Here is a 21,497-nt window from a genome sequence, read left to right on the forward strand (position 1 = left end):
GGCGGGTTGTGGGGTTGGTGCGGCGCCACGCTGGCCCGCATCGGCAGCCGATAGGAAAGTGGGTGGGGCCGGCCTGCGGGTGGGAAGGTCCGGCCCCAAGACGGGCGAAAACCGCGCCGGTCCGGGTTCAGGAAGAAGCCGGCGGCGGTGCCGCCGGTGGAGCGGAGGGGGTGGCGCGCCGGCCCCTGTGCGGGGGCCGGCGCCGCCGGTCACGCCGCGTTCAGTTCCTTCACGAAGTTCTCCACCATGCCGCGCAGGTCGCTGGCCTGGGTGGAGAGACCCTGGGAGAGGGAGAGGAGCTGGGTCGAGGCCGCGCCGGTAACCTCCGCCGCCTTGCTGACGCCGGTGATGTTGTCGGTCACGTTCTGCGTGCCGGTGGAGGCCTGCTGGCAGTTCTGGGCGATTTCGCCGGTGGCGGCGCCCTGCTCTTCCACGGCGCCGGAGATGGACGCCGAGATTTCCTTGATGTTGGTGACCACCCGGATGATCTCCGCCATGGAGCTGACCGTGCCGCGGGTGGCGGACTGGATCTCGCTGACCTTGTCGGAGATGTCGGAGGTGGCCTTGGCGGTCTGGGCGGCGAGTTCCTTCACCTCGGAGGCGACCACCGCGAAGCCCTTGCCGGCCTCGCCGGCACGGGCCGCCTCGATGGTGGCGTTCAGCGCCAGCAGGTTGGTCTGGTCGGCGATGCCCTTGATGAGGTTGATGACGTCGCCGATGTCGGTCGCCGCGCTGGAGAGCTCGGCGATGCGCTGGTTGGAGGCTTCCGCCTCGCGGAAGGCGCGGTCGGCGACATTGGCGGAGTGGCCGACCTGGCCGGAGATCTCGCGGACCGAGGCCGCCAGCTCCTCCGACGCCGCGGCGACGGTCTGCACGTTGTTGGCGGCCTCCTCGGCCGAGGCCGAGACGTTCAGCGCCTGCTGCGAGGTCTGCTCGGCGGAGGCGGAGAGGTTGCGGGCGGCCTCGGCCACTTCACGCGAGGACTGCGAGAAGCTGGTGGCGAGGTCCTTCATGCGGTTGACGAAGTCGCGGGCGAGGTTGGCCCGGCGCTCCACGGTGGCGCGCTCCACCGCCTCGCGCCGCTGCTGCTCCTCGCGGGCGGCGCGGCCGGCCTGAAGCTGACCACGCAGCACCTCCAGCCCCTTGGCCATGGCGCCGATCTCGTCGCGCCGGTCGGTCCCGGCGACGACATCGTCGAGCTTCCCCTCGCCCAGCCCCTTCATGACGCCCATGAGATTCTGGATGGGTGCGACGATGCCGCGGCGGACGAGGAACAGGCCGATCAGCGTGACCACCAGCGTCGCCACCGCGATGCTGCTGATGGAGACCATGCGCACATTGTTCGTGGTGGCTGTGAGCCCGTCGCTGATCTCCGCCGCCTCGTCGATCACCGCGTCGTTGAATGAAACGGTCGCCGCGATCACCGCGTCCAGCGCGGGCACGCAGTGCTCGCGGGCTTCCTGGGAGGCGGCATTGATGAGCTCGAGCGTCAGCGGCTGCTGGGCAATTTCGGCCAGCTTCGCGCAGTTCTCCGCTACCACCGTCGCCATCTGCGCCTTGATCGCGTCGATGGCCGTGGCGCGGTCGGGGACCAGCGTCTTGGCTTCGTCCGCCAGCTTCTCGAAGCGGGCGACCGCGTCCTTCTGGGCGTCCGTCGCCTTGGCGATCAGCACCGGGTCGGACTGGATGAGGCCGTAGAGCATCTGCGCCTCGAACGTCACCGCCGCCCGGGCGGCCCGGGCGATCCGCACGGTCGCCTTCTGCGGCCCGTCGATCAGCGCGGAATACTCCGCGTCGATCTCCGACATGACGGTGGCGCTGTAATAGGCGCCGCCCAGGCTGGTCAGGCCCAGGGCTATGAGAAGGCTCACCACCTTCCAGCTCATCGAGAGATTGGCGTATTTCACTGTGAAGGCTCCGCTTGACGTGATCGCGCTCCGCCGCCCGGAACACCCTTCACGGGTGCCGGGCCAGACACGGTTTCCCTAACGGTTAGGGAGGCGAGCTTGCACGGCGCTTGCGTACCCCCGCGGAAGGCGAGGGCGACAGCGGAGCCTCCGGGAGCGACACCGGACGCAGCGGGGCATGGGAGAGGCGACGGCGGCGCCCGGATGGGCTATCGCTCGGCGGGCCCCGTCGCCCGCCCGACCCAGCCCGTACCCGAGAGACCGATGACGACACCGCCGCGCGCCGCCAGCGCCAGCCCCACCCGAACCGTCCCGGCCGGCGCGGCGCCCTCCGCGCCCCTCGTGCGGGAGGCGCGCGACGCCGACCTTCCCGCCCTCCACTCCATCTACGCCCACCACGTCCTCACCGGCACGGCGAGCTTCGAGACGGCGCCGCCCACCCTGGAGGAGATGGCGGCGCGGCGTGCCGCCGTGCTCGCGCAGGGCCTGCCCTATCTGGTGGCGACGCTGGACGGCGCGGTGGCGGGCTATTGCTATGCCTCCGCCTATCGCCCGCGGCCGGCCTATCGCTTCACGGTTGAGGACTCGGTCTATGTGGCGCACGGCCTCGGCGGGCGTGGCGTCGGCTCGGCGCTGCTCGGCGCGCTCATCGCCCGCTGCGAGGCCGGGCCATGGCGCCAGATGATCGCGGTCATCGGCGACAGCGCCAATGCCGGCTCCATCGCCCTGCACCGCCGCCACGGCTTCGCCCCGGCCGGCACGCTCGGCGCGGTGGGCTTCAAGTTCGGCCGCTGGATCGATTCCGTGCTGATGCAGCGCGCGCTCGGCGCCGGAGACGCGACACCGCCGGCAGGCTGAGCGGAACCGGCATCCCCTGCCGGCCGTTTCCCTCGCGAGGCACTTCATGCCCATGGAGGAAAACATGTCCGATATCAGCAGCACCGCCGGTTCCGCCAGCAATGGCGGCAGCCAGTCCGCCACCAATGGCGGCCAGCACAACGACACCGGCAACACCGGCGCCCGCGCCGAGGAGCTGGCGAGCACCGCCTCGAAGAAGCTCGGCGAGGCCGGCGAGGCGGCGCGCGAGACCTTCGACAGCGCCCGCGAGCGCGCCAGCCAGCTCTACACCCGCGGCAATCTGGCGCTGGTACGCAACGCCGACCCGATTCCGAGCCTCGCCATCGCGGCCGCGCTCGGCTTCCTCGCCGGCTACGCCATCAGCGGCCGCCGCTGACGCAGCGACCACGCGCCGGCCGCCCCGGGGCGGCCGGTGCCGTCTGCGGCCCCGCGCCGCCGCTCTGGACCGCGTGAGCCCGGCTTCTCAGCGCGAGGAGTTGGTGAGGTCCGAACCCGAGGACGGCGCCATCGCGCCGGCCTTGTCGTCGACCGGGGAAACCGCCTTCTTGCCGCCCTTCTTCTTGGCGTCCTTGCCGCCCGCGGCGGCGGGCCGGCGCTTCTTCGGCACCTCCAGCGTGCGCTCGATGGTGTCGATGGCGCTGACCGGCTCGTTCTCCGCCGGCGCGGTCTCGGCGGCAAGGGTCTCGTTCTCCGCCGGCGCGGCCGCGGCCTCCGGGGCCTCCGGCTCGGGGGCGTGGGGAATCACCATCTCGCCCTGATCGGTGGTGGTGGGAAATTCGCCGGCATTCTCCAGCGCCTCCACCGGCTCGACCGGCTCGCCGGCCTCGCCGATCGGCAGCAGCGTGTCGCGCTGGCTGTCCTCGATGGCGACCAGCTCGCTCGCCAGTTCCCAGTGCCGCTCGTGCCGGCCATGCGGGTAACCCTCGGCGACCCAGAGGTGGTAGGCTTTCTCGCGTATGCGCTGCTCGCGGTCGTCCATGTCGGCTCTCTCCAGAAACGGGGCGGTGACGCTCAACGGGCGGATCGGCGGGCCGGTTCCGGCGGGACTGCCGGACCCGGCGAATCGCACATCCCATGACCATAGGCCAATCCGCCCCCGGCCGGCGTGACACTGCGCAAATACCGCCGCGCTTTTCCACGCGTGTCAGCGGGGGACGGCACCGGTACCCACGCGGAGGGCGAGGAAATCGACGAAGGCGCGGATGCGGGCGGCGAGATGCTCGTGGCCGACATAGAGCGCGTGCACGGCCTCGTGATCCTGCGGGTTGAAGGGCTCCAGCAGCGGCACCAGCGCGCCGTCGCGCAGGTCCGGCTCGACATGGAAGCGGGCGATGCGGGCGATGCCCAGCCCGGCGAGGCAGAGCTGGCGCAGGGTGACGCCGTTGTCCACCAGCACGTTGCCGAACACCTCCCGCGTCCAGGTGGCGCCGCTCGCGGGATCGCGGAACGGCCAGCCATCGAGGCTGCGGCGGAAATTGAAGCTGAGGCAGTTGTGCCCCTCCAGCGCCTGCGGCACCTCCGGCGTGCCGTGGCGGGCGAGATAGCCGGGCGCGGCGACGATGACGCGGGGGCTCTCCAGGATCTTGCGCGCCTTCAGCGTCGAGTCCCGCAGCGCCCCGGCGCGCAGCGCGACATCGGTGCGCTGGTCGATCAGGTCGATCACCGTGTCGGTGAGGGAGAGGTCCAGCTCGACCCGCGGGTGGAGGGCGAGGAATTCCGGCACCAGCGGCACCACGCAGCGCGTGCCGAAGCCCACCGAGGCGCTGACCCGCAGCCGCCCGCGCGGCTCGGCCCGGGCCCCGGCCGCCACGGCCCGCTCGGCTTCCTCGATCTCGCCGAGCACCCGCCGCGCCCGCTCGGCATAGACCTCGCCCTCCGCCGTGAGGTGCAGCGCCCGGGTGGAGCGGATCATCAGCCGGGTGCCGAGCCGGTCCTCGATCCGGGCGATCGCCTTGCTCACCGCCGAGGGCGACATGCCGAGCCGGCGCCCGGCGGCGGAGAAGCTGCCAAGCTCCACCGCCTCGACGAAGATCATCATCTCGCCCGCGCGATTGTCCAACGCCGCCACCTGTGAATGCGATTCACCGCAGGGTGGATGCAGAAGCGTGCCGCCGGCAAGAGCGGAGCCGGCGTCCGGCGCGCCGGGCTTGCGCCCGCCCCGGCGCCGCCCGCCCCTCGATCCCGCACCGTGGCCCGAGGCGCGACCGGAAGAAGCGGGCGGGGGCGCGACTCTGGGTCCATGGCGCGCCCCGGCGCGAGGCACTAGTCTGCGGCCCGTCCCGGAGTGCGGCCGGCCCGATCGAAGCGGTCGGGCCGGCAACGGCGCTCCCCCAGTGAAGGCGAGCGCGCGGCCCCGGCGGGCGGGCGCACGCTCCATGACCGGCCGGCGAGGTGCGCATGAGCGATTTCGACCTGATCGTGGTGGGCGGCGGCATCGTCGGCATCGCCACCGCCCGCGCCTTCGCCCGGGCCTTTCCCGGCTTCACGGTCGGGGTGCTGGAAAAGGAGCCGGCGCTGGCCTGCCACCAGACCGGCCGCAACAGCGGCGTCATCCATGCCGGCGTCTACTACGCCCCCGGCAGCCTGAAGGCCCGCTTCTGCCGCGAGGGCTCCGCCGATACGCTCGCCTTCTGCCGCGAACACGGCATCGCGTTCGACCAGTGCGGCAAGCTCATCGTCGCCACCGAGCCGGCGGAGCTGCCGCGGCTGGCCGATCTCGCCGCCCGCGCCCGCGCCAACGGCCTCGCCATCGAGGAGATGGACGGGCCCGAGCTCGCCCGGCGCGAACCCCACATCCGCGGCGTCGCCGGCTTCCTGGTGCCGTCCAGCGGCATCGTCGACTACCGCGCCGTGACCGAGGCCATGGCCGGCGAACTGACCGGGCGCGGCGGGACGATCCTCACCGGGGCGGAGGTCGCCGGCATCGCCGAGACCGCCGGCGGCGTCACGGTGGAGACCACGCGCGGGCGCTTCCGCGCCCGCCACCTCGTCGCCTGCGCCGGGCTGATGGCCGACCGGCTGGCGCGGATGTGCGGGGTGCGCGCGGATTTCCGCATCGTGCCGTTTCGCGGCGAATATTACCGCCTCGCCAAGCGGCGCGACCATATCGTGCGCCATCTCATCTACCCCGTGCCGGACCCGGCGCTGCCCTTCCTCGGCGTCCACCTCACCCGCATGATCGGCGGCTATGTCACGGTCGGGCCGAACGCGGTGCTCGCCTTCGCCCGCGAGGGCTACCGCTTCGGCGACGTCAGCCTGCGCGACCTCGCCGAGATGCTGGCCTATCCCGGCTTTCGCCGCACCATCGCGCGGAACCTGCGCTCCGGCCTCGGCGAGATGCGCAATTCGCTCAGCCGGCGGCATTACCTCGCGCTGTGCCAGCGCTACTGCCCGGAGCTGACGCTGGACGACCTGCAGCCCTACCGCGCCGGGGTGCGGGCGCAGGCGGTGCTGCGCGACGGCACGCTGCTGCACGATTTTCTCATCGAGGGCACCGCCGCCACCATCCATGTGTGCAACGCGCCCTCCCCCGCCGCGACCTCCGCCATGCCGATCGCCCGCCACATCCTGGCCCATGCCTGCCAGCACTGGGGCCTGCCCGCGCCGCTGGCGGCGTGAAGGAGAAATTTCCATGGTGCGATCGAACCGCCCCGGGCGCCCCGTGTTAGCGGTCTGCGCCGGGTTTTCGGGGCGCGCAGCAGCCAGGATCGCGTGATGAGCCGACTTCCGCCCGAATCCCCGACCGTGTCGCGCCGGCTCGACGGGACCGAGGGCTGGCAAAGCGGCCTCGGCTGGGACGGCGAGATGGAGCGCCTCATCCGGGGGCACGACTGGTCGGGCTCCCCGCTCGGCCTGCGCGAGCGCTGGTCGACCGCGCTCGAACAGGCGGTGCGGCTCATCCTGCCGGCGCGCGCGCAGATCGTGCTGTTCTGGGGCCCCGACTTCTGCGCGCTCTACAACGACGCCTACCGCCCCACCATCGGCGACAAGCATCCCCGCGCCTTCGGACGGCCGGCCCGCGAGGGCTGGGCCGAGCTGTGGGACGATCTCCACCCGCTGCTCGCCCATGTCCGCGACACCGGCGAGACGCTCTACGCCAAGGACCGGCGCTTCTACATCGAGCGCCACGGCTTCGGCGAGGACGTGTTCTTCGACATCTCCTATTCCGCGGTCACCGACGACGACGGCAGCGTCGGCGGCGTGCTGTGCCTCGTCAACGAGACCACCGAGCGCATCCGCGCCGAAATCGCGATGAAGGACAGCGCGGAGCGGCTGCGCCTCGCCACCCAGTCGGCGGCGATCGGCACCTGGGACTACGACCCGCTCGACGGCACGCTGCTGTGGGACGACCAGTGCCGCCGGCTGTTCGGCCTGGCGCCGGAGGCCCCCGTCACCTTCGAGGGCAGCTTCAAGGCCGGGCTGCACCCGGACGACCTCGCCCCCACACTCGCCGCGGTCGAGGCCGCGATGGACCCCGCCGGCAGCGGCCGGTTCGCGGTGGAATACCGCACCGTCGGCCTCTCCGACGGGGTGGAGCGCTGGGTGGCGGCGACCGGCAAGGCGCTGTTCGCGGGCGGGCGGGCGGTGCGCTTCATCGGCACCGCCCGCGACATCTCGCGCGACAAGGCGGCGGAGGCCGCGCTCTCCGCCTCCAGCCGGGCCCTGCGCGAGGAGACCCATGCGCTCGAGATTCTCAACGTCACCGCGATGCAGGTGGCGGCCGAGCTGGACCTCGACCGGCTGGTGAGCACCGTGGTCGCCGCCGACGCGGCGCTCACCGGGGCGGAGTTCGGCAGCTTCCTGCACAATCCCGGCGATGGCCTCGCCCATGGCTGCGGCGGCGCCGGCGTGTCGGATTTCCCGAGCCCGCTCGGGCCGGCGCTGCTGGCCGCCACCTTCCAGGGCCGCGGCCCGCTGCGCTGCGAGGACCTCACCCTCGACCCGCGCGTGGCGGACGGCGACCCCGCCGCGCGGGGCGGCGGCGATGCCGTGCGCAGCTACCTCGCCGTGCCGGTGATCTCGCGCTCCGGCGAGGTGATGGGCGGGCTGTTCTTCGGCCATTCCCTGCCCGGCATCTTCACCGAGCGGGCGGAGCGGCTGACCCGCGGCCTCGCCGCGCAGGCCGCCATCGGCATCGACAATGCCCGGCTGTTCCAGGCCCAGCAGCGGCTGAACCGCAGCCTCGAGGAACAGGTCGCCGCCCGCACGCTGGAGCGCGACCGCATCTGGACGCTCTCGCGCGACCCCTTCGTCGTGGTGGACGGCGACGGCCGCTGGGTCAGCGCCAGCCCGGCCTGGACCGACCTGCTCGGCTGGAGCCTCGAGGAGCTGACCGGGCGCGGGCCGAGCTGGATGGAACATCCCGACGATATCGGGCGCGCCGAGGCGGAGATTGCCCGCCTCGCCGCCGGCGACACGCTGACGCGGGTCGAAACCCGGTTCCGCGACCGCCAGGGCCGCTACCGCTGGTTCTCCTGGAGCGCGGCGCCGCAGGGCGACCTGATCTACTGCGTCGCCCGCGACGTCACCCTGGAGCGGGAGGCCGCCGAGGCGCTGCGCCAGGCCGAGGAGACCCTGCGCCACGCCCAGAAGATGGAGACCGTCGGCCAGCTCACCGGCGGCATCGCCCATGACTTCAACAATCTGCTGCAGATCGTCACCGGCAATCTGGAGATCATCGCCCGCAACCTGCCGGAGGAGCCGGCGCGGCTGCGGCGTTCGCTCGACAACGCCATGACCGGGGCGCGCCGCGCCGCCACCCTCACCCAGCGGCTGCTCGCCTTCGCCCGCCAGCAGCCGCTGGCGCCGAAGAAGGTGGACGCGAACCGGCTTGTCGCCGGCATGTCGGAGCTGCTCCACCGCACGCTGGGCGAAACCATCGAGATCGAGACCGTGCAGGCCTCCGGGCTGTGGCCGGTGGAGGCCGACCCCAACCAGCTCGAAAACGCCATCCTCAACCTCGCCATCAATGCCCGCGACGCCATGCCGGAGGGCGGCAAGCTCACCATCGAGACCTCGAACGCGATGATCGACGGCGCCTATGCCGGCCGCCACCCCGAGGTGCCGCAGGGCCAGTATGTCGTGGTCTGCGTCTCCGACACCGGCAGCGGCATGGACGAGGCGACGCTGAACCGCGCCTTCGAGCCCTTCTTCACCACCAAGGAGGTGGGACGCGGCACCGGGCTCGGCCTTTCCATGGTCTATGGCTTCGTCAAGCAGTCCGGCGGGCATGTGAAGATCTATTCCGAGCCCGGCCACGGCTCGACGGTGAAGATCTATCTGCCGCGCTTCGTCGGCCCCGGCACGGCGGAGGAGGACGAGCCCGCCGGCATCCCGGCGCCGGAGGCGAGCCGCGACGAGACCATCCTCGTCTGCGAGGACGATGCCGGGGTGCGCTCCTATTCGCTGGAGGTGCTGCGCGAGCTCGGCTATCGCGTGCTGGAGGCGGAGGACGGCGCCGCCGCGCTGCGGCTGCTCGACCGCACCGGCCGCATCGACCTGCTCTTCACCGACGTGGTGCTGCCCGGCGGGATGACCGGGGCGGACCTCGCCGAACGCGCCCGGAAGATGCGCCCGGGCCTCAAGGTGCTGTTCACCACCGGCTATGCCCGCAACGCCATCGTCCACCACGGCCGGCTCGACCCGGGCGTCGAGCTGATCACCAAGCCCTTCGGCTATGCCGATCTCGCCGCCCGGGTGCGCGACCTGCTGGACGGGCTTGCCGGCGCCGCGCCGGCGCGGGAGGAATGAGGCAACCTGCCCTCCCGGCCGCCGGGGATGCCGCCGGCCTCACGGCGGGGAGGCCGGCTCGTCCACGATGGAGGGCACGCCCGGGCCGACCACGACCTCGTCGCGGACCAGCCCGACGATGCCGAGGATGACGAAGACGATCACCAGCGCCGCCAGCAGGCCGCCGAACAGGCCGCGCGGACCGCGCCAGCGATGGCCGAGGAAGCCGCCACCGAGCAGCACGAGAATGAGGATCAGGATGAGGACGGTCTGCATGGAAGGCTCCCCCGCCGCCCCGCGCGGCGACGGCCGGCGGGGACGCTGTCAGCCGGGAACGCCGCTGGCGGCATCCGGCTCCTCCCGGCCCCGCCGCGGAACGCCGCGATGAGCGCGGCCGAGCTGGCGCTGCGCGGCGCCCGGGTCGTGGGTCATGACGGGCCGGTCGACATCCTCGTCTCCGGCGGCCGCATCGCCAGCCTCGCCCGCCCCGGCGAGGCGGCGGAAGCGGCGCGGGAGATCGCGGCGGGCGGGCGGCTCGTCATCCCCGGCTTCGTCGACAGCCACATCCACCTCGACAAGGCCTGCCTGAACGGGCGCTGCGGCCATCTCCAGGGCGGGCCCGGCGGGCTCAAGGCGGCCATCGCCGCCGTTTCGGCGCTGAAGCGCGATTTCACGGTGGAGGATGTCCACCGCCGCGGCGCCCGCGTGATCGAGAAGGCAATCGCCCGGGGCACCACCCATATGCGGACCCATGTCGAGGTCGACCCGCGGGTGGGTCTGCGCAGCTTCGAGGCCATCCGGGCACTCAGGCGCGACTATGCCTGGGCGCTGGACCTCTCCATCTGCGTGTTTCCGCAGGAGGGGCTCACCAACGACCCCGGCACCGCCGAACTGCTGGAGGCGGCGCTGGCCGGCGGGGCGGACCTGCTCGGCGGCTGCCCCTACACCGACACCGATCCCGCCGCCCATGTCGCGGCGCTGTTCGATCTCGCCCGGCGCCACGACGTCGACCTCGATTTCCACGTCGATTTCGACCTCGACCCCGGTTGGAACCACCTCGAGCTCATCCTGCGCCACACCGAGGCGGCGGGCTATGGCGGGCGGGTCGCGGTCGGTCACGCCACCAAGCTCTCCGCCATGGACCCGGCGGTGCGCGACGCGCTGGCGGACCGGATGGCGGGGGCCGGCGTCGCCCTCACCGTGCTGCCGGCGACCGATCTCTACCTGATGGGCCGCGAGGCCGACCGGCGGGTGCCGCGCGGGCTCGCCCCGCTGCACCTGCTGGCCGCGCGCGGCGTCACCGGCTCCATCGCCACCAACAATGTGCTGAACCCCTTCACCCCGTTCGGCGACGGCTCGCTGCTGCGCATGGCCAATCTCTATGCCAATGCGGCGCAGGTGGACCCCGGCGCTTTCCCGCTGTGCCTCGACCTCGTCACCCGCCAGCCGGCGCGGCTGATGCGCCTTGCCGGCTACGGCATCGCGCCCGGCAACCCGGCCGACCTCGTGGTGCTGGATGCCGCCGGCCCGGCCGAGGCGGTGGCGGAGATCGCCGAGCCGATCCTCGGCTTCAAGGCGGGGCGGGCCTCGTTCGAGCGCCCGGCCGCCCGGCTGCTGCCGCCCTGAGCGCGGCGAGCAGCGCGGGGGACGCGGGCGGAAGCGCGCACGGCAGCCATGCAGGGACGTAATCACGGCCCGTTCGTCACGGAAAGCGGCTATGCTGGCGCTTTACAACCTCCGGCCCCCGAAAGGCGCCCATGACCGCCCCCGATACCGACCTCGACGCCACGCTGACCCGGATCGCCGGGCAGCTCGGCTTCTCGCCCGACGCGGTGCGCGAGGTGTTCGCCGGGCTGCGCCGCAGCGGCGGCAGCATGGCGCAGTTCTCCCACCCCGATCTCGGCGGGATGGGGCAGTGGTCGAACGGCATGCTGATGATCGGCGACATGTTCAACCAGGGCCTCGCCTACCGCGTCGGCCAGCTCTGCGGCGAGCTCGCCGCCCTCGTCGCCCGGCTGCCGCCGGAGCCGCCCATGGGCTGGAACAGCGGCGGCGGCTGGCCGGCGGAACTCGGCAGCCCCTCCTCCTCCGGCGCGCAGAACCAGATGGCCTATGCGGTGTTCCCCGCCACCCGGCGGCTCGCCATCCGCGAGGGCGACCGGCTGAGCGTCTACGACACCGGCGAGCATTCCATCGGCGGGGTGTCGCAGCAGCAATCCGCCGGGCAGGACCTCGTCTTCACCAGCCAGTTCGGCACGGTACGGCCGCGCGATCTGGTCCGGGTCGACATCGGTGGCACCGGCCCGGCCGCCGCGCACGCGGAACCGCTTTACCCCGAACCCGCACCCGTCGTGCAGCCGGCGCCCCTCCAGCCGGCGCCTGCGGACCCCGCGCCCGCCCCCTATCGGGCGGAAGAGCCGCCGCCGGCCCCCGCCTTCCAGCACGCCCCGGAGGCCCCGGCCGTGCCGCAAACCCCGGCGTCTCCCCCTCCCCCGGCCTCTCCCCCTCCCGCCCAGCGCCCGGCCGCCGCGCCCGCCGGGGAACTCGATATCGGCGCACGGCTGGAGCGGCTGGCCGATCTCCACCGCCGCGGCCTCCTCACCGACGGCGAATACGCCGCCAAGCGCACCGAGCTGATCGCGCTGCTCTGAGGCGGCGCGACGGGTTTTCAGCGCGGCCGCGCCGCCGGGCGCGGGGCCGGGGCCGGCTCCGCCGCGGCGGCCTCGGCGGAGGCGCCCGTGGCTTCGGCCGTCACCAGCTTCAGCGCCACCAGTTCCGCCGGGCTGAAGTAGAACAGCTCCTGCGGCGGGGTCTCCATGGCGTGGATCCACACCCGCGCATCGACGCCCATGGCGAGGAGGTGGCGCTGCGCCTCGGCGGAGACCGCCTGCGCCCGGGCCATGCCCTCGCCCGCGCCACCCGTGCCCACCCCCGCCACCGCACCGGGCACGGCGAAGACCTGGTGCACGCCGATCGCCGCCCCGGCCTCCGCCACCCGGCGCACCCCGCCCGCGAAGAGCAGCGGGCAGGACGAGGCGCACAGCCCGCCGGCCGGAACCCGGCTGTCCAGCCCGCGTTCGCGCACAAGCCGGGCCATGGCCAGCGCCTCCTGCACCACCCCGCCCGGCGAGTTCAGCACGATCCGGGTGGCGTAGCCGCCGCGCTTCTCCAGCTCGGCGCGCAGCCGCTCCGCCGTGCCGGGCACGATGGTGCCGGTCATCTCCAGCCGGCCCTGCGGCCCCAGCTCGATCGTCATCGCCGCGCGCAGCCGCTCCTCCGGGGCCCGGGCGGGTCCGCCGGTGCGGGTGGGGTCCACCTCGCGGCGGATCGAGGGCAGGAAGGGCTCGATGCGCGGCCGCTCGCCGGGAATGGCGGTTTCCATCGGCGGCGGGGCCGGCGCCCTCAGCCGCTCGATCAGGTCCCAGCCGAGCACGGCGACGGTGAGGCCGAGAAGCAGCGCGAACACCGCCTGCAGCGCCACCGCCTCGGGATCGGCGCCGACCCGCCGGCGCCACAGCGGCGCCACCGGCGGGGCCGCCGCCGGCTCCGGCCCGGGCGGGGCTGCCATCTCCGGCGCCATCGGCCTCACTCCTTCTTCGGCCGCGCCGCCGCCAGCGGGGTCACGCTGCCGCCGCCGGCCGGCTCCGCCCCCGCCGGCCCGGCATCCACCGCCACGGCCTCGCCCGGCGCCGCCGCCGGCAGGAGGGGACCGGCGAGGGCGCGCTCGCCCTCGATGTCGCGCACCAGCCGCAGCGCGACGAGGAGCTGGCCCGCCGACAGGGTCTCCGCATCCGCCGGCTCGGCCTCGCGGCGGATGGCGGCCTGCACCACGCACAGGATGAGCACCAGCACCGCCGGCAGCAGGTCGATGGAGATGGCGCCGGCCCAGCTCGGCAGGAAATCGCCGGCATAGCGCAGCACCGCCTCGGCGGTGGAGAGCGGCTGGAACCGGGCCGGCTCCACCGGGCCGCTGCCGACGATCTTGTCGGCGGCCTGCGAGAGCGCGGTCGCCTGTGCCGCCACCGCCTTCTCGACGCTGCCGACCACCGCGTTCTGCCGGCCCGCCAGCTCGGCGGTGCGCCCGTCGGCGGCGGGGGCGATGAAGCCGGTGGCGAGGTCGTCCGCCGCCCGCTTCACCGCCGGGGCCATCGAGGTCTGCTCCAGCGAGGCGATGGTGCCGACCAGCTTCATCGCCTCGGCGCCGAACGCATCCGAGCGCGCCTTGATCTCGCCCTGGCCGGAAACCAGCTCGCGCATGCGCGCCACCTGGGCGCTGCCCTCGGCGTAGAGCGCGCGGGTGCGCTCGCCGCTCGCCACCACCTCGCGGCCGAGGTCGTCGAGCTGGCTCGACATCTGCGAGAGAAGCTGCACCACCGTGCCCGAGCCGCCGGTGCCGGTGAGGGCGCCGCCACGCTCGGCGTCGGCGAGGCGGGCGAAGCGGGTCGAGGCGAGCTGGATGTCGGGCAGCAGGCTCTGGGCGCCGAGCGCGCGGGTGTGGGCGCCGTCGAGGTCGCGGGTGTAGTTCTGCAGCGTCACCGCGAGGTGCTGCTCGATCGCCGCCGAGCCCGCCAGCGCCGCCGCGTTCAGCCAGGACGACATGGCGACGATCATCAGCGAGCCCAGCGCCATGGCGAGGCCGAGCCACAGCCGGCTCGACACCTCCCGCACATGGGGCAGGAACCGCATGAGGAACGACCAGAAGGCGTAGATCGCCACCGAGACCGCGGCGGAATAGATCAGCGCGGCGAAGAAGGTGATGAGCGGCGAGCCGTCCAGCAGGTCGCGCACGCCGAGATAGGTGTAGACGCCCGACGCCAGCGCGAGCACGGCGAGCGTCGTGCGGGTGAGCCGGTCGAGCCCGGTCACGCCCGCGCGCAGGGCCGAGCCCTTCGGATTGGCCATGGGATTGATCCTTCGACGATTTTTCCGAAGGCTGGGCAGGCTTTGCGCCACGAGTGCGGCAGCCCGGCGCACCCTGCGTCACGGCTGCGTGACGCAGCGGCACTCCGGTGCCGCCGGCGGGGCGCGGCGTCAGGCCGATACCGGCATCTTCAGCAGCGCCAGCGTGCGCTCGTCGGCCTCGCCGTCCCAGCACAGCGCGAGCGCGCGGCGGAACGGGCTGTCGGGCGCGCCGGAGGCGAGGTCGAACAGCGTCATCGAGGAGCGGAACTTGAGGTCGTCCGGGGTGCCGAACACCGCGCAGGGCGGCCGTCCCCCATGCGCCAGCACCGCCTCGGTCGTCTCGGCGAGCCGCGCCCCCAGCACGGGATGGGCGAGATAGGCCTGCGCCTCCTGCAGGCTGCGCACGGCGTAGCGCTCGGCCATGGGCGAGCTGCCGAGGCCGCGAAGCTGGGGAAAGACGAACCACATCCAGTGGGTCTTCTTTCGCCCGGCGCGCAGCTCGCCCAGCGCCACGGGGTGGACGCCGTCCTGCGCGGCGAGGAAACGGCGGAGCTCGAACGGGTCGGTCGCGGTCACGGCTGTCCTCCGGGGATGGAACGCGGCGGCGGCGCGCCGGGTTGGTGCGACAACGCCCAGCAGCGGAGAAGGACACATGCAGAGCGAGATTTATGAAGTGATCGGCCGCGAGGGGGAATGGATCGTTTCCCATGGCGGCTCCGACGGCATGGGCTACGCCACCAAGGAAGCCGCCTTCGAGGCCGCGGTCGCCGCCGCCTCCAACGCCATCAAGACCGGCGCCGAGGTGTCGATCGTGGTGCAGGGCGCCGAGCGCGGCGAGAGCGCGCTCGGCAACGCCCTCGACGAGCTGTCCTGACCCGGCGGCGACCGCTCGCCCTTCCGGCCGCTGGCGCTGAACGGTCGACCGCCGCGAGGCGGGCCGCGCGTCCCGTCACGCCGGCGTGATGGGCGGCAGCACGAAACCGGGGGAACCCCTCCCCCTCCCGCCCATTACCCCACCGGGATCACCTTGGGTCAGCAACGGGGGACAGGTGGCAGCACGCACGGCGCCTTGCCGCGCCATTGTCTCCGGCAGGCCCGGCTCCGTCATGCTGACGGGAAGGCCGGTTCACGCCGCCGCAGCCGGCAGGCCCGGCCGGGTCGCCGTGGCCCGTCGCGCGGCCGCCGGGGCGCTCGCGCTCACGCTGGCGGCCTGCTCCGGCCCGCAATCCGCGCTCGATCCGGCCGGCGACGCGGCGGAGGCCATCGCCGGGCTGTTCTGGGTGCTGCTCGCCGGGGCGGCGGTGATCTGGGCGCTGGTCATCGGCGCGGCGGTGTTCGCGCTGCGGTTCAAGACGCGGCCGATCAGCGAGCGCGCCGGGCTGCGGCTGGTGCTGTGGGGCGGCGCGGTGGTGCCGACCCTGATCCTGTCCGTCCTGCTGGTCTATGGCCTGCGGCTGATGCCGCTGCTGCGCGACCCCGCCGCCGAGCTGCGGGTGGAGGTGGTGGGTGAGCAGTTCTGGTGGCGCGTGACCTACCGCCCCGAAGGCGGGCCGGCGGTGGTGAGCGCCAATGAGGTGCGCGTGCCGGTGGGCGCGCGGGTGGAATTCAGCCTCGACGCGGCCGACGTCATCCACTCCTTCTGGATTCCCGCGCTCGGCGGCAAGGTCGACATGATCCCCGGCCGCAGCAACCGGCTGGCGCTGCGCGCCACCCGCACCGGCACCTTTCGCGGCGTCTGCGCCGAATTCTGCGGCCCCGCCCACACCCGCATGGCCTTTCCCGTGGTGGTGATGGAGCCGGAGGCGTTCCGCGCCTGGCTGGCGGAGCAGGCGCGGGAGGCGAGCCCGGCAGGGAACGAGACCTTCCTCGCCAATGGCTGCGGCGGCTGCCACGCCGTGCGCGGCACGCCCGCCACCGGCACCATCGGGCCGGACCTCACCCATCTCGCCAGCCGGCTCTCCCTCGGCGCCGACCTGCTGCCCAACGACGCCGCCTCGCGGGCGCGCTTCGTCGCCGAGGTCGACACGCTGAAGCCCGGCGCCCGCATGCCCGGCTTCGGCATGCTGCCGCCGGCCGAGGCCGCCGCCATTGCCGACTATCTCGGGAGCCTCGAATGAGCGGCGCCACCCTCGACCGCGACGCGGCCCGCGACGAGGCCCGCCGCACCGCCCAGCGCCAGCGGCTGCGCGCGGCGTGGAACCTGTCGCGCGGCTGGCGCTACTTCGCCAACGTCAACAACCAGGTGGTGGGGCTCTGGTACATCATCACCGCCTTCGCCTTCTTCCTCTTCGCCGGGGTGCTGGCGCTCATCATGCGGGCCCAGCTCGCGGTGCCGGAGAACGACCTCGTCTCCGCCGCCACCTACAACCAGCTTTTCACCCTGCACGGCACGGTGATGATGTTCCTGTTCGCCGTCCCGATCTTCGAGGCGGTGGCCATCCTCATCCTGCCGCAGATGCTGGCGGCGCGGGACCTGCCGTTCCCGCGGCTCTCCGCCTTCGGCTACTGGTGCTTCCTGATCGGCGGCTGCTTCGTCTCCGGCTCCATCTTCTTTGGCGCGGCGCCCGATGGCGGCTGGTTCATGTACCCGCCGCTCACCACCGACACCCGGCTGTCGGGCATCGGCACCGACATCTGGCTGCTCGGCCTCTCCTTCATCGAGATCGCCTCCATCGCCGCGGCGGTGGAGCTGATCGTCGGCGTGCTGAAATGCCGGCCGCCCGGCATGCGCATCAACCTGATGCCGCTCTACGGCTGGTACGTACTGATCGTGGGCGGCATGATCCTGTTCGCCTTCCCCCCGCTGATCGCCGGCGACATCCTGTTCGAGCTGGAGCGGCTGGCGAACTGGCCGTTCTTCGACGCGGCGCGGGGCGGCGACCCGGTGCTGTGGCAGCACCTGTTCTGGATCTTCGGCCACCCGGAGGTCTACATCATCTTCCTGCCGTCCATCGCGCTGCTGGCGATGATCGTGCCGACCTTCGCCCGGCGGCCGATCCTCGGCTATGGCTGGATCGTGCTGGCGGCGGTGGGCACCGGCTTCCTCTCCTTCGGCCTGTGGGCCCACCACATGTTCACGATCGGGATGCCGGCGATCTCGCAGGGCTTCTTCTCCGCCGCCTCGGAAGCGGTGGCGATCCCGACCGGGGTGCAGATCTTCGTGTTCGTCGCCACCCTGCTGGCGGGCCGCGCAGTCTACGGCACGCCGATGCTGTTCGCCACCGGGGCGCTGGCCATCTTCGTGTTCGGCGGGCTCACCGGGGTGATGGTGGCGCTGGCCCCGTTCGACTGGCAGGCCCATGACAGCTACTTCGTGGTGGCGCACCTGCACTACACCCTGATCGGGGGCATGTTCTTCCCGCTCATGGCCGGCATCTACTATTTCCACCCCTTCGTCTGCGGCACCATGCTCTCGCCCCGGCTGGGGCGCTGGGCGTTCTGGCTGATGTTCGCCGGCTTCAACATCGCCTTCCTGCCCATGCACATCACCGGCCTGCGCGGCATGCCGCGAAGGGTCTTCACCTACCCCGAGAATCTCGGCTGGGAGACGCTGAACCTCGTCTCCACCGCCGGCGCCTTCACCATGGCGGCGGGGGTGCTGGTGCTGCTGTGGGACGTGCTGCGGCCGGGCAAGCCGAAGGCGCCGCGCAATCCCTGGAACGCCGGCACGCTGGAATGGGTGGCGGGCGACCCGACCGAGCCGTGGGGCATACGCTCGGTGCCGCCGGTCTCCAGCCGCTACCCGCTGTGGCAGCAGGAGGGCCTGCTCGCGGGCATCGACGCCGGCGCCTACTACCTGCCCGACGCCCGCGAGGGCCGCCGCGAGACGCTGGTGAGCGACCCGCTCGACGCCACGCCGCGCCAGGTGCTGCGGGTTCCCGGCGACAGCTTCCGGCCGATGGTGGCGGCGGTGCTGGTGGGCGGCTGCTTCATCCTCGGCACCTTCCATTTCTGGATCGCCGCGCTCCTCTCCGGCCTCGCCGGGGTCGGCGCCATACTGGCGTGGCTGTGGACCGGCACCGCGGTGATCCCGGAAAAGCCGGAAAAGGACGCCGGCATGGGCCTCACCCTGCCGCTTTATGCCTCCGGCGCCGCCTCGGTGGGGTGGTGGGCGATGTTCATCACCATGACCGGGGACGGCACCGCCTTCATCAGCCTCGTCTTCGGCTATTTCTACTACTGGACCATCCACCCGGTGTTCCCCCCGGCCCATGCCGGAGGGCCGGGCCTGCTGTGGCCGCTGCTCGCGGTGGCGGCCGGCCTCGCCGGCTGGGGGGCGATGCTCGCCGCCCGCGCCGCCAACGCCACCGGCCGGGTGGCGGGCGCCCGCGCCGCGCTGGCGCTCGCCATGCTCTTCTCCCTCGCGGGCGCGGCGGCCTTTCTGCTCGGCCCCTGGCGCACCGGGCTCGACCCCACCCACCACGCCTATGACGCCATCGTCTGGGTGCTGGTCATCTGGGCGGCGGTGCACAACGCGGTGGGGGTGCTGATGCAGGGCTACTGCCTCGCCGGCTCCTTCGCCGGCAAAATGACCCCGACCCACGACATCGACCTGCGCAACGTCACGCTCTACGGCCACTTCGCCGCGCTCACCGCGCTGACCACCGGGGCGGTGGTCGCGCTGTTCCCCCTGGCGAGCTGAGGAGGCGGCGATGGTCTATGGCCGCGACGACGCCACTCTCTGGACCCTGCTGACGCCGCCCACCGTGTGGGCGCTGCACTTCCTGTTCGCCTATGTGGCGGCGGCGATGGCCTGCGGCGAGACGCCGTTCGCCCTCGGCCCGGTGCGGGTGGCGATCGGGGTGGCGACGGCCTTCGCCCTCGGCCTCATCGCGCTGGCCTGGAGGCAGGCCTACCGGCACTGGGGCAGGGGGGCCGACCGACCGCCGCACGACGCCCCCACCGACGAGGACCGCCAGCGCTTCCTCGGCTTCGCCACCCTGCTGCTGTGCGGGTTGAGCGCGGTCGCGGTGGTGTTCAGCGCCCTGCCGGCGGTGTTCCTGTCGGACTGCCGGTGATGGCGGCACGGACGCGGCGTCGGGCCGCCATCCTCGCCGGCCTCGCCCTGCTCGCCCTGCTGTGGGCCGGGCCGCTGCGCGGCGCCGGGCATCACGGCTTCACCGCCCATATGGCGATGCATATGGGGGTGGTGGCGCTGGCGGCGCCGCTGCTGGCGCTGGGCCTTGCCGGCGGCCGGCTCGACCCCACCCCGCGCCACGGCGCGCTGCTGGCGCCGCTGCCGCTCGCCATGCTGGAATTCGCCGCGGTGTGGAGCTGGCACGTGCCCGCCTTGCACGAGGCGGCGCGGGCGAGCGGCGCGGTCTTCGCGCTGGAACAGGCGAGCTTCCTCGGCGCCGCGCTGCTGCTGTGGCTCGCCTGCCTCGGCGCGGCGGAGCGGGAGGGCCGCCGGCTGCTCGGCGCGCTCGCCCTGCTGATCACCTCCATGCACATGACCCTGCTCGGCGCGCTGATCGCCTTCGCCAGCCGGCCGCTCTACGGCCATGGCGGGCACGGCGCCGGCCCCGCCGCGCAGGTGGCGGAACAAGTGGCGGAACAGGTGGCGGACCAGCAGATGGGCGGCATCGTGATGCTGCTGGTGGGCGGCGCGGTCTATCTCGCCGGCGGCGTCGCGCTGATGGCGGGGGTGCTGTTCGCCGAACCGGACCGGGAGACCGCGCGATGAAGGGGCTCGACCGTCGCCTCCGGCTGCGCCACCTCGCTTATGGGCTCGCCGGCCTCGCCCTTGCCGGCGGGCTGGTGGCCTGGGCGGGGCTGGTGAACATCGGCGCCTCGTCCGGGCACTGGTCCGTCACCAATGTCGCGCTGCACTGGGTGATGCGGAACGCGGTGCGCACCTATGCGCTGCTGGAGCCGGCCCCGCCCGCCGGGCTCGACGAGGCCGCGCGGGTGCGCCGCGCCGCCGGCCATTTCGAAGCGGCCTGCGTGTTCTGCCATGGCGCGCCGGAACGCCCCTCCCCGCTGCTCGCCGCCCGCATGACGCCGCCGCCGCCCCCGCTCACCCATGTCGCCGAGCACTGGGGCGCGCGCGAGCTGTTCCGCATCGTCCGCCACGGGGTGAAATACACCGGCATGCCGGCGTGGATCGCGCTCGGCCGCGAAGACGAGGTGTGGGACATGGTCGCCTTCCTGAAGGCGCTGCCGGCGATGGACGACGCCGCCTATCGCCGCGCCGCGCTCGGCCCGCAGGGGCCGGAGCCGACCGCCGACACCGCGCTGGCCGGCTGCGTGCGCTGCCACGGGCGCGACGGCGGCAGCGACGGCGGCGCCTTCCCGGTGCTGGCCGGGCAGAGCGAGGCCTATCTCGCCGCCAGCCTCGCCGCCTTCGCCAGCGGCCGGCGGGCGAGCGGCGTCATGCAGTTCGCCGTCGACGGGCTGGAGGAGGCCGAGCTCGCCCGCCTCGCCCGCTATTACGCCGGCCTGCCGGGCCTCGGCGAGGCGCCGCCGGCCGCGGAGACGGCGAGCCCGGCCACCGCCACGGCGGCGCCGGGAACCGGAGGGGGCGGCGGCCCCGCCGCCGGCCCGGGCGCGTGGGGGCTGGAGATCATCGCGCGCGGGCTGCCGGCCGAGGGCGTGCCGGCCTGTGCCGGCTGCCACGGCCCCTCCAGCGCCCGCAACCCGGCCTATCCCCGCCTCGGCGGCCAGGACGCGGCCTATCTCGCCAATCAGCTCCGGCTGATGAAGGCGGAGGCGCGCGGCGGCGGGCCCTACCAGCGGGTGATGCAGGTGATCGCCGGGCGCCTGCCGGAACAGGCCACCGACGCGGACGCCGCCGCCTATGCCGGTCGGCCGGCGGGTCCCGCGCCCGCCGCCCGGCCGGACTGACCGGCGAGGCCCGGCGCGCCCCGGCACGGGCGCCGGAAGCGGCGGGCGGCGCGGTCCGGCGCGGCCCCGTGGCGGCACGGCAAGGCGGCACGCGAAGACGCAGAGAGCGCCGCCTCTCCGGCGCGCGGAGAGCCCCGCGCGGCACCGCGCCGGAAGCGGCGACGACGGGCGGGCTCCGGCCGACGCAAAGCGGACGATACGACACCACGGGGACAGGGCTGCGACCGGGAGGCGGCCTGTCCGGGAGCCGCCGAAAAG

General features: G+C 73.5%; 19 protein-coding genes. 12 read left to right on the top strand and 7 right to left on the bottom strand.

Annotation, left to right across the window (positions count from 1 at the left end; all coding sequences use genetic code 11):
• Positions 1 to 209: 209 nt before the first annotated feature.
• Positions 210 to 1,907 carry a methyl-accepting chemotaxis protein gene (locus KHC27_RS21685; protein WP_213339179.1) on the bottom strand — a complete coding sequence of 566 codons (1,698 nt, stop codon included), beginning with the start codon at positions 1,905 to 1,907 and terminating at the stop codon, positions 210 to 212.
• Between the two features lie 264 nt (positions 1,908 to 2,171).
• Between KHC27_RS21685 and KHC27_RS11595 the strand changes: the two genes are divergently transcribed.
• Positions 2,172 to 2,765, top strand: coding sequence for a GNAT family N-acetyltransferase (locus KHC27_RS11595; protein ID WP_213339180.1), 594 nt, complete (start codon positions 2,172 to 2,174; stop codon positions 2,763 to 2,765).
• Between the two features lie 64 nt (positions 2,766 to 2,829).
• On the top strand, positions 2,830 to 3,141 hold the full coding sequence (locus KHC27_RS11600; RefSeq protein WP_213339181.1) for a hypothetical protein: 312 nt from the start codon (positions 2,830 to 2,832) through the stop codon (positions 3,139 to 3,141).
• Positions 3,142 to 3,228: 87 nt separating this feature from the next.
• Here the strand turns inward: KHC27_RS11600 and KHC27_RS11605 are convergent, their stop codons facing one another.
• Together KHC27_RS11605 and KHC27_RS11610 are read right to left on the bottom strand one after the other, a co-directional pair.
• On the bottom strand, positions 3,229 to 3,744 hold the full coding sequence (locus KHC27_RS11605; RefSeq protein WP_213339185.1) for a DUF2934 domain-containing protein: 516 nt from the start codon (positions 3,742 to 3,744) through the stop codon (positions 3,229 to 3,231).
• A gap of 165 nt (positions 3,745 to 3,909) precedes the next feature.
• A complete protein-coding gene (locus KHC27_RS11610) occupies positions 3,910 to 4,824 on the bottom strand; it encodes a LysR family transcriptional regulator (RefSeq protein ID WP_213339187.1) in 915 nt (304 codons plus the stop codon).
• Positions 4,825 to 5,162: 338 nt separating this feature from the next.
• On the opposite strand from KHC27_RS11610, the gene lhgO reads away from it, so the two are divergent.
• Positions 5,163 to 6,383 carry an L-2-hydroxyglutarate oxidase gene (lhgO, locus tag KHC27_RS11615; protein WP_213339189.1) on the top strand — a complete coding sequence of 407 codons (1,221 nt, stop codon included), beginning with the start codon at positions 5,163 to 5,165 and terminating at the stop codon, positions 6,381 to 6,383.
• A gap of 96 nt (positions 6,384 to 6,479) precedes the next feature.
• Positions 6,480 to 9,515 (top strand): PAS domain S-box protein, encoded by a 3,036-nt coding sequence (locus tag KHC27_RS11620; RefSeq protein WP_213339194.1) that lies wholly within the window; start codon positions 6,480 to 6,482, stop codon positions 9,513 to 9,515.
• Between the two features lie 39 nt (positions 9,516 to 9,554).
• Here the strand turns inward: KHC27_RS11620 and KHC27_RS11625 are convergent, their stop codons facing one another.
• Positions 9,555 to 9,770 (bottom strand): hypothetical protein, encoded by a 216-nt coding sequence (locus KHC27_RS11625; protein ID WP_213339198.1) that lies wholly within the window; start codon positions 9,768 to 9,770, stop codon positions 9,555 to 9,557.
• A gap of 108 nt (positions 9,771 to 9,878) precedes the next feature.
• Here KHC27_RS11625 and KHC27_RS11630 point away from each other — a divergent pair, with 108 nt between their 5' ends.
• Positions 9,879 to 11,120 carry an amidohydrolase family protein gene (locus tag KHC27_RS11630; RefSeq protein ID WP_213339201.1) on the top strand — a complete coding sequence of 414 codons (1,242 nt, stop codon included), beginning with the start codon at positions 9,879 to 9,881 and terminating at the stop codon, positions 11,118 to 11,120.
• Between the two features lie 131 nt (positions 11,121 to 11,251).
• On the top strand, positions 11,252 to 12,145 hold the full coding sequence (locus KHC27_RS11635; protein ID WP_213339202.1) for an SHOCT domain-containing protein: 894 nt from the start codon (positions 11,252 to 11,254) through the stop codon (positions 12,143 to 12,145).
• A gap of 17 nt (positions 12,146 to 12,162) precedes the next feature.
• Here the strand turns inward: KHC27_RS11635 and KHC27_RS11640 are convergent, their stop codons facing one another.
• The 3 genes from KHC27_RS11640 to KHC27_RS11650 all read right to left on the bottom strand — a co-directional run bounded on the left by KHC27_RS11640 (position 12,163) and on the right by KHC27_RS11650 (position 14,972).
• A complete protein-coding gene (locus KHC27_RS11640; protein WP_213339204.1) occupies positions 12,163 to 13,074 on the bottom strand; it encodes a COG3904 family protein in 912 nt (303 codons plus the stop codon).
• A 5-nt stretch (positions 13,075 to 13,079) separates the two neighbouring features.
• Complete coding sequence (locus KHC27_RS11645) at positions 13,080 to 14,396, bottom strand: hypothetical protein (RefSeq protein ID WP_246519875.1); 1,317 nt, start codon at positions 14,394 to 14,396, stop codon at positions 13,080 to 13,082.
• Between the two features lie 129 nt (positions 14,397 to 14,525).
• Complete coding sequence (locus tag KHC27_RS11650; protein WP_343210897.1) at positions 14,526 to 14,972, bottom strand: DUF1810 domain-containing protein; 447 nt, start codon at positions 14,970 to 14,972, stop codon at positions 14,526 to 14,528.
• A 76-nt stretch (positions 14,973 to 15,048) separates the two neighbouring features.
• On the opposite strand from KHC27_RS11650, the gene KHC27_RS11655 reads away from it, so the two are divergent.
• From KHC27_RS11655 to KHC27_RS11680, 6 genes are all read left to right on the top strand, one after another.
• Positions 15,049 to 15,270 carry a DUF2188 domain-containing protein gene (locus KHC27_RS11655; RefSeq protein ID WP_213339208.1) on the top strand — a complete coding sequence of 74 codons (222 nt, stop codon included), beginning with the start codon at positions 15,049 to 15,051 and terminating at the stop codon, positions 15,268 to 15,270.
• Between the two features lie 289 nt (positions 15,271 to 15,559).
• Positions 15,560 to 16,513: a cytochrome c oxidase subunit II gene (gene coxB, locus KHC27_RS11660; RefSeq protein ID WP_343210898.1), complete on the top strand. Its 954-nt coding sequence runs from the start codon at positions 15,560 to 15,562 to the stop codon at positions 16,511 to 16,513.
• Positions 16,510 to 19,038: a cytochrome c oxidase subunit I gene (gene ctaD / locus KHC27_RS11665; RefSeq protein ID WP_213339212.1), complete on the top strand. Its 2,529-nt coding sequence runs from the start codon at positions 16,510 to 16,512 to the stop codon at positions 19,036 to 19,038. The genes coxB and ctaD overlap by 4 nt, the downstream gene beginning before the upstream one ends.
• 10 nt (positions 19,039 to 19,048) lie before the next feature.
• The gene (locus KHC27_RS11670; protein ID WP_213339213.1) at positions 19,049 to 19,414 is read left to right on the top strand and encodes a hypothetical protein; all 366 of its coding nucleotides are present in this window, start codon (positions 19,049 to 19,051) and stop codon (positions 19,412 to 19,414) included.
• On the top strand, positions 19,414 to 20,079 hold the full coding sequence (locus KHC27_RS11675) for a cytochrome c oxidase assembly protein (protein WP_213339215.1): 666 nt from the start codon (positions 19,414 to 19,416) through the stop codon (positions 20,077 to 20,079). Before KHC27_RS11670 ends, KHC27_RS11675 begins: the two co-directional genes overlap by 1 nt.
• Complete coding sequence (locus tag KHC27_RS11680) at positions 20,076 to 21,239, top strand: c-type cytochrome (protein ID WP_213339217.1); 1,164 nt, start codon at positions 20,076 to 20,078, stop codon at positions 21,237 to 21,239. The genes KHC27_RS11675 and KHC27_RS11680 overlap by 4 nt, the downstream gene beginning before the upstream one ends.
• The last annotated feature ends 258 nt before the right edge of the window (positions 21,240 to 21,497 follow it).

The sequence above is a fragment of the Ancylobacter lacus genome (assembly GCF_018390635.1).
GTDB lineage: Bacteria > Pseudomonadota > Alphaproteobacteria > Rhizobiales > Xanthobacteraceae > Ancylobacter > Ancylobacter lacus.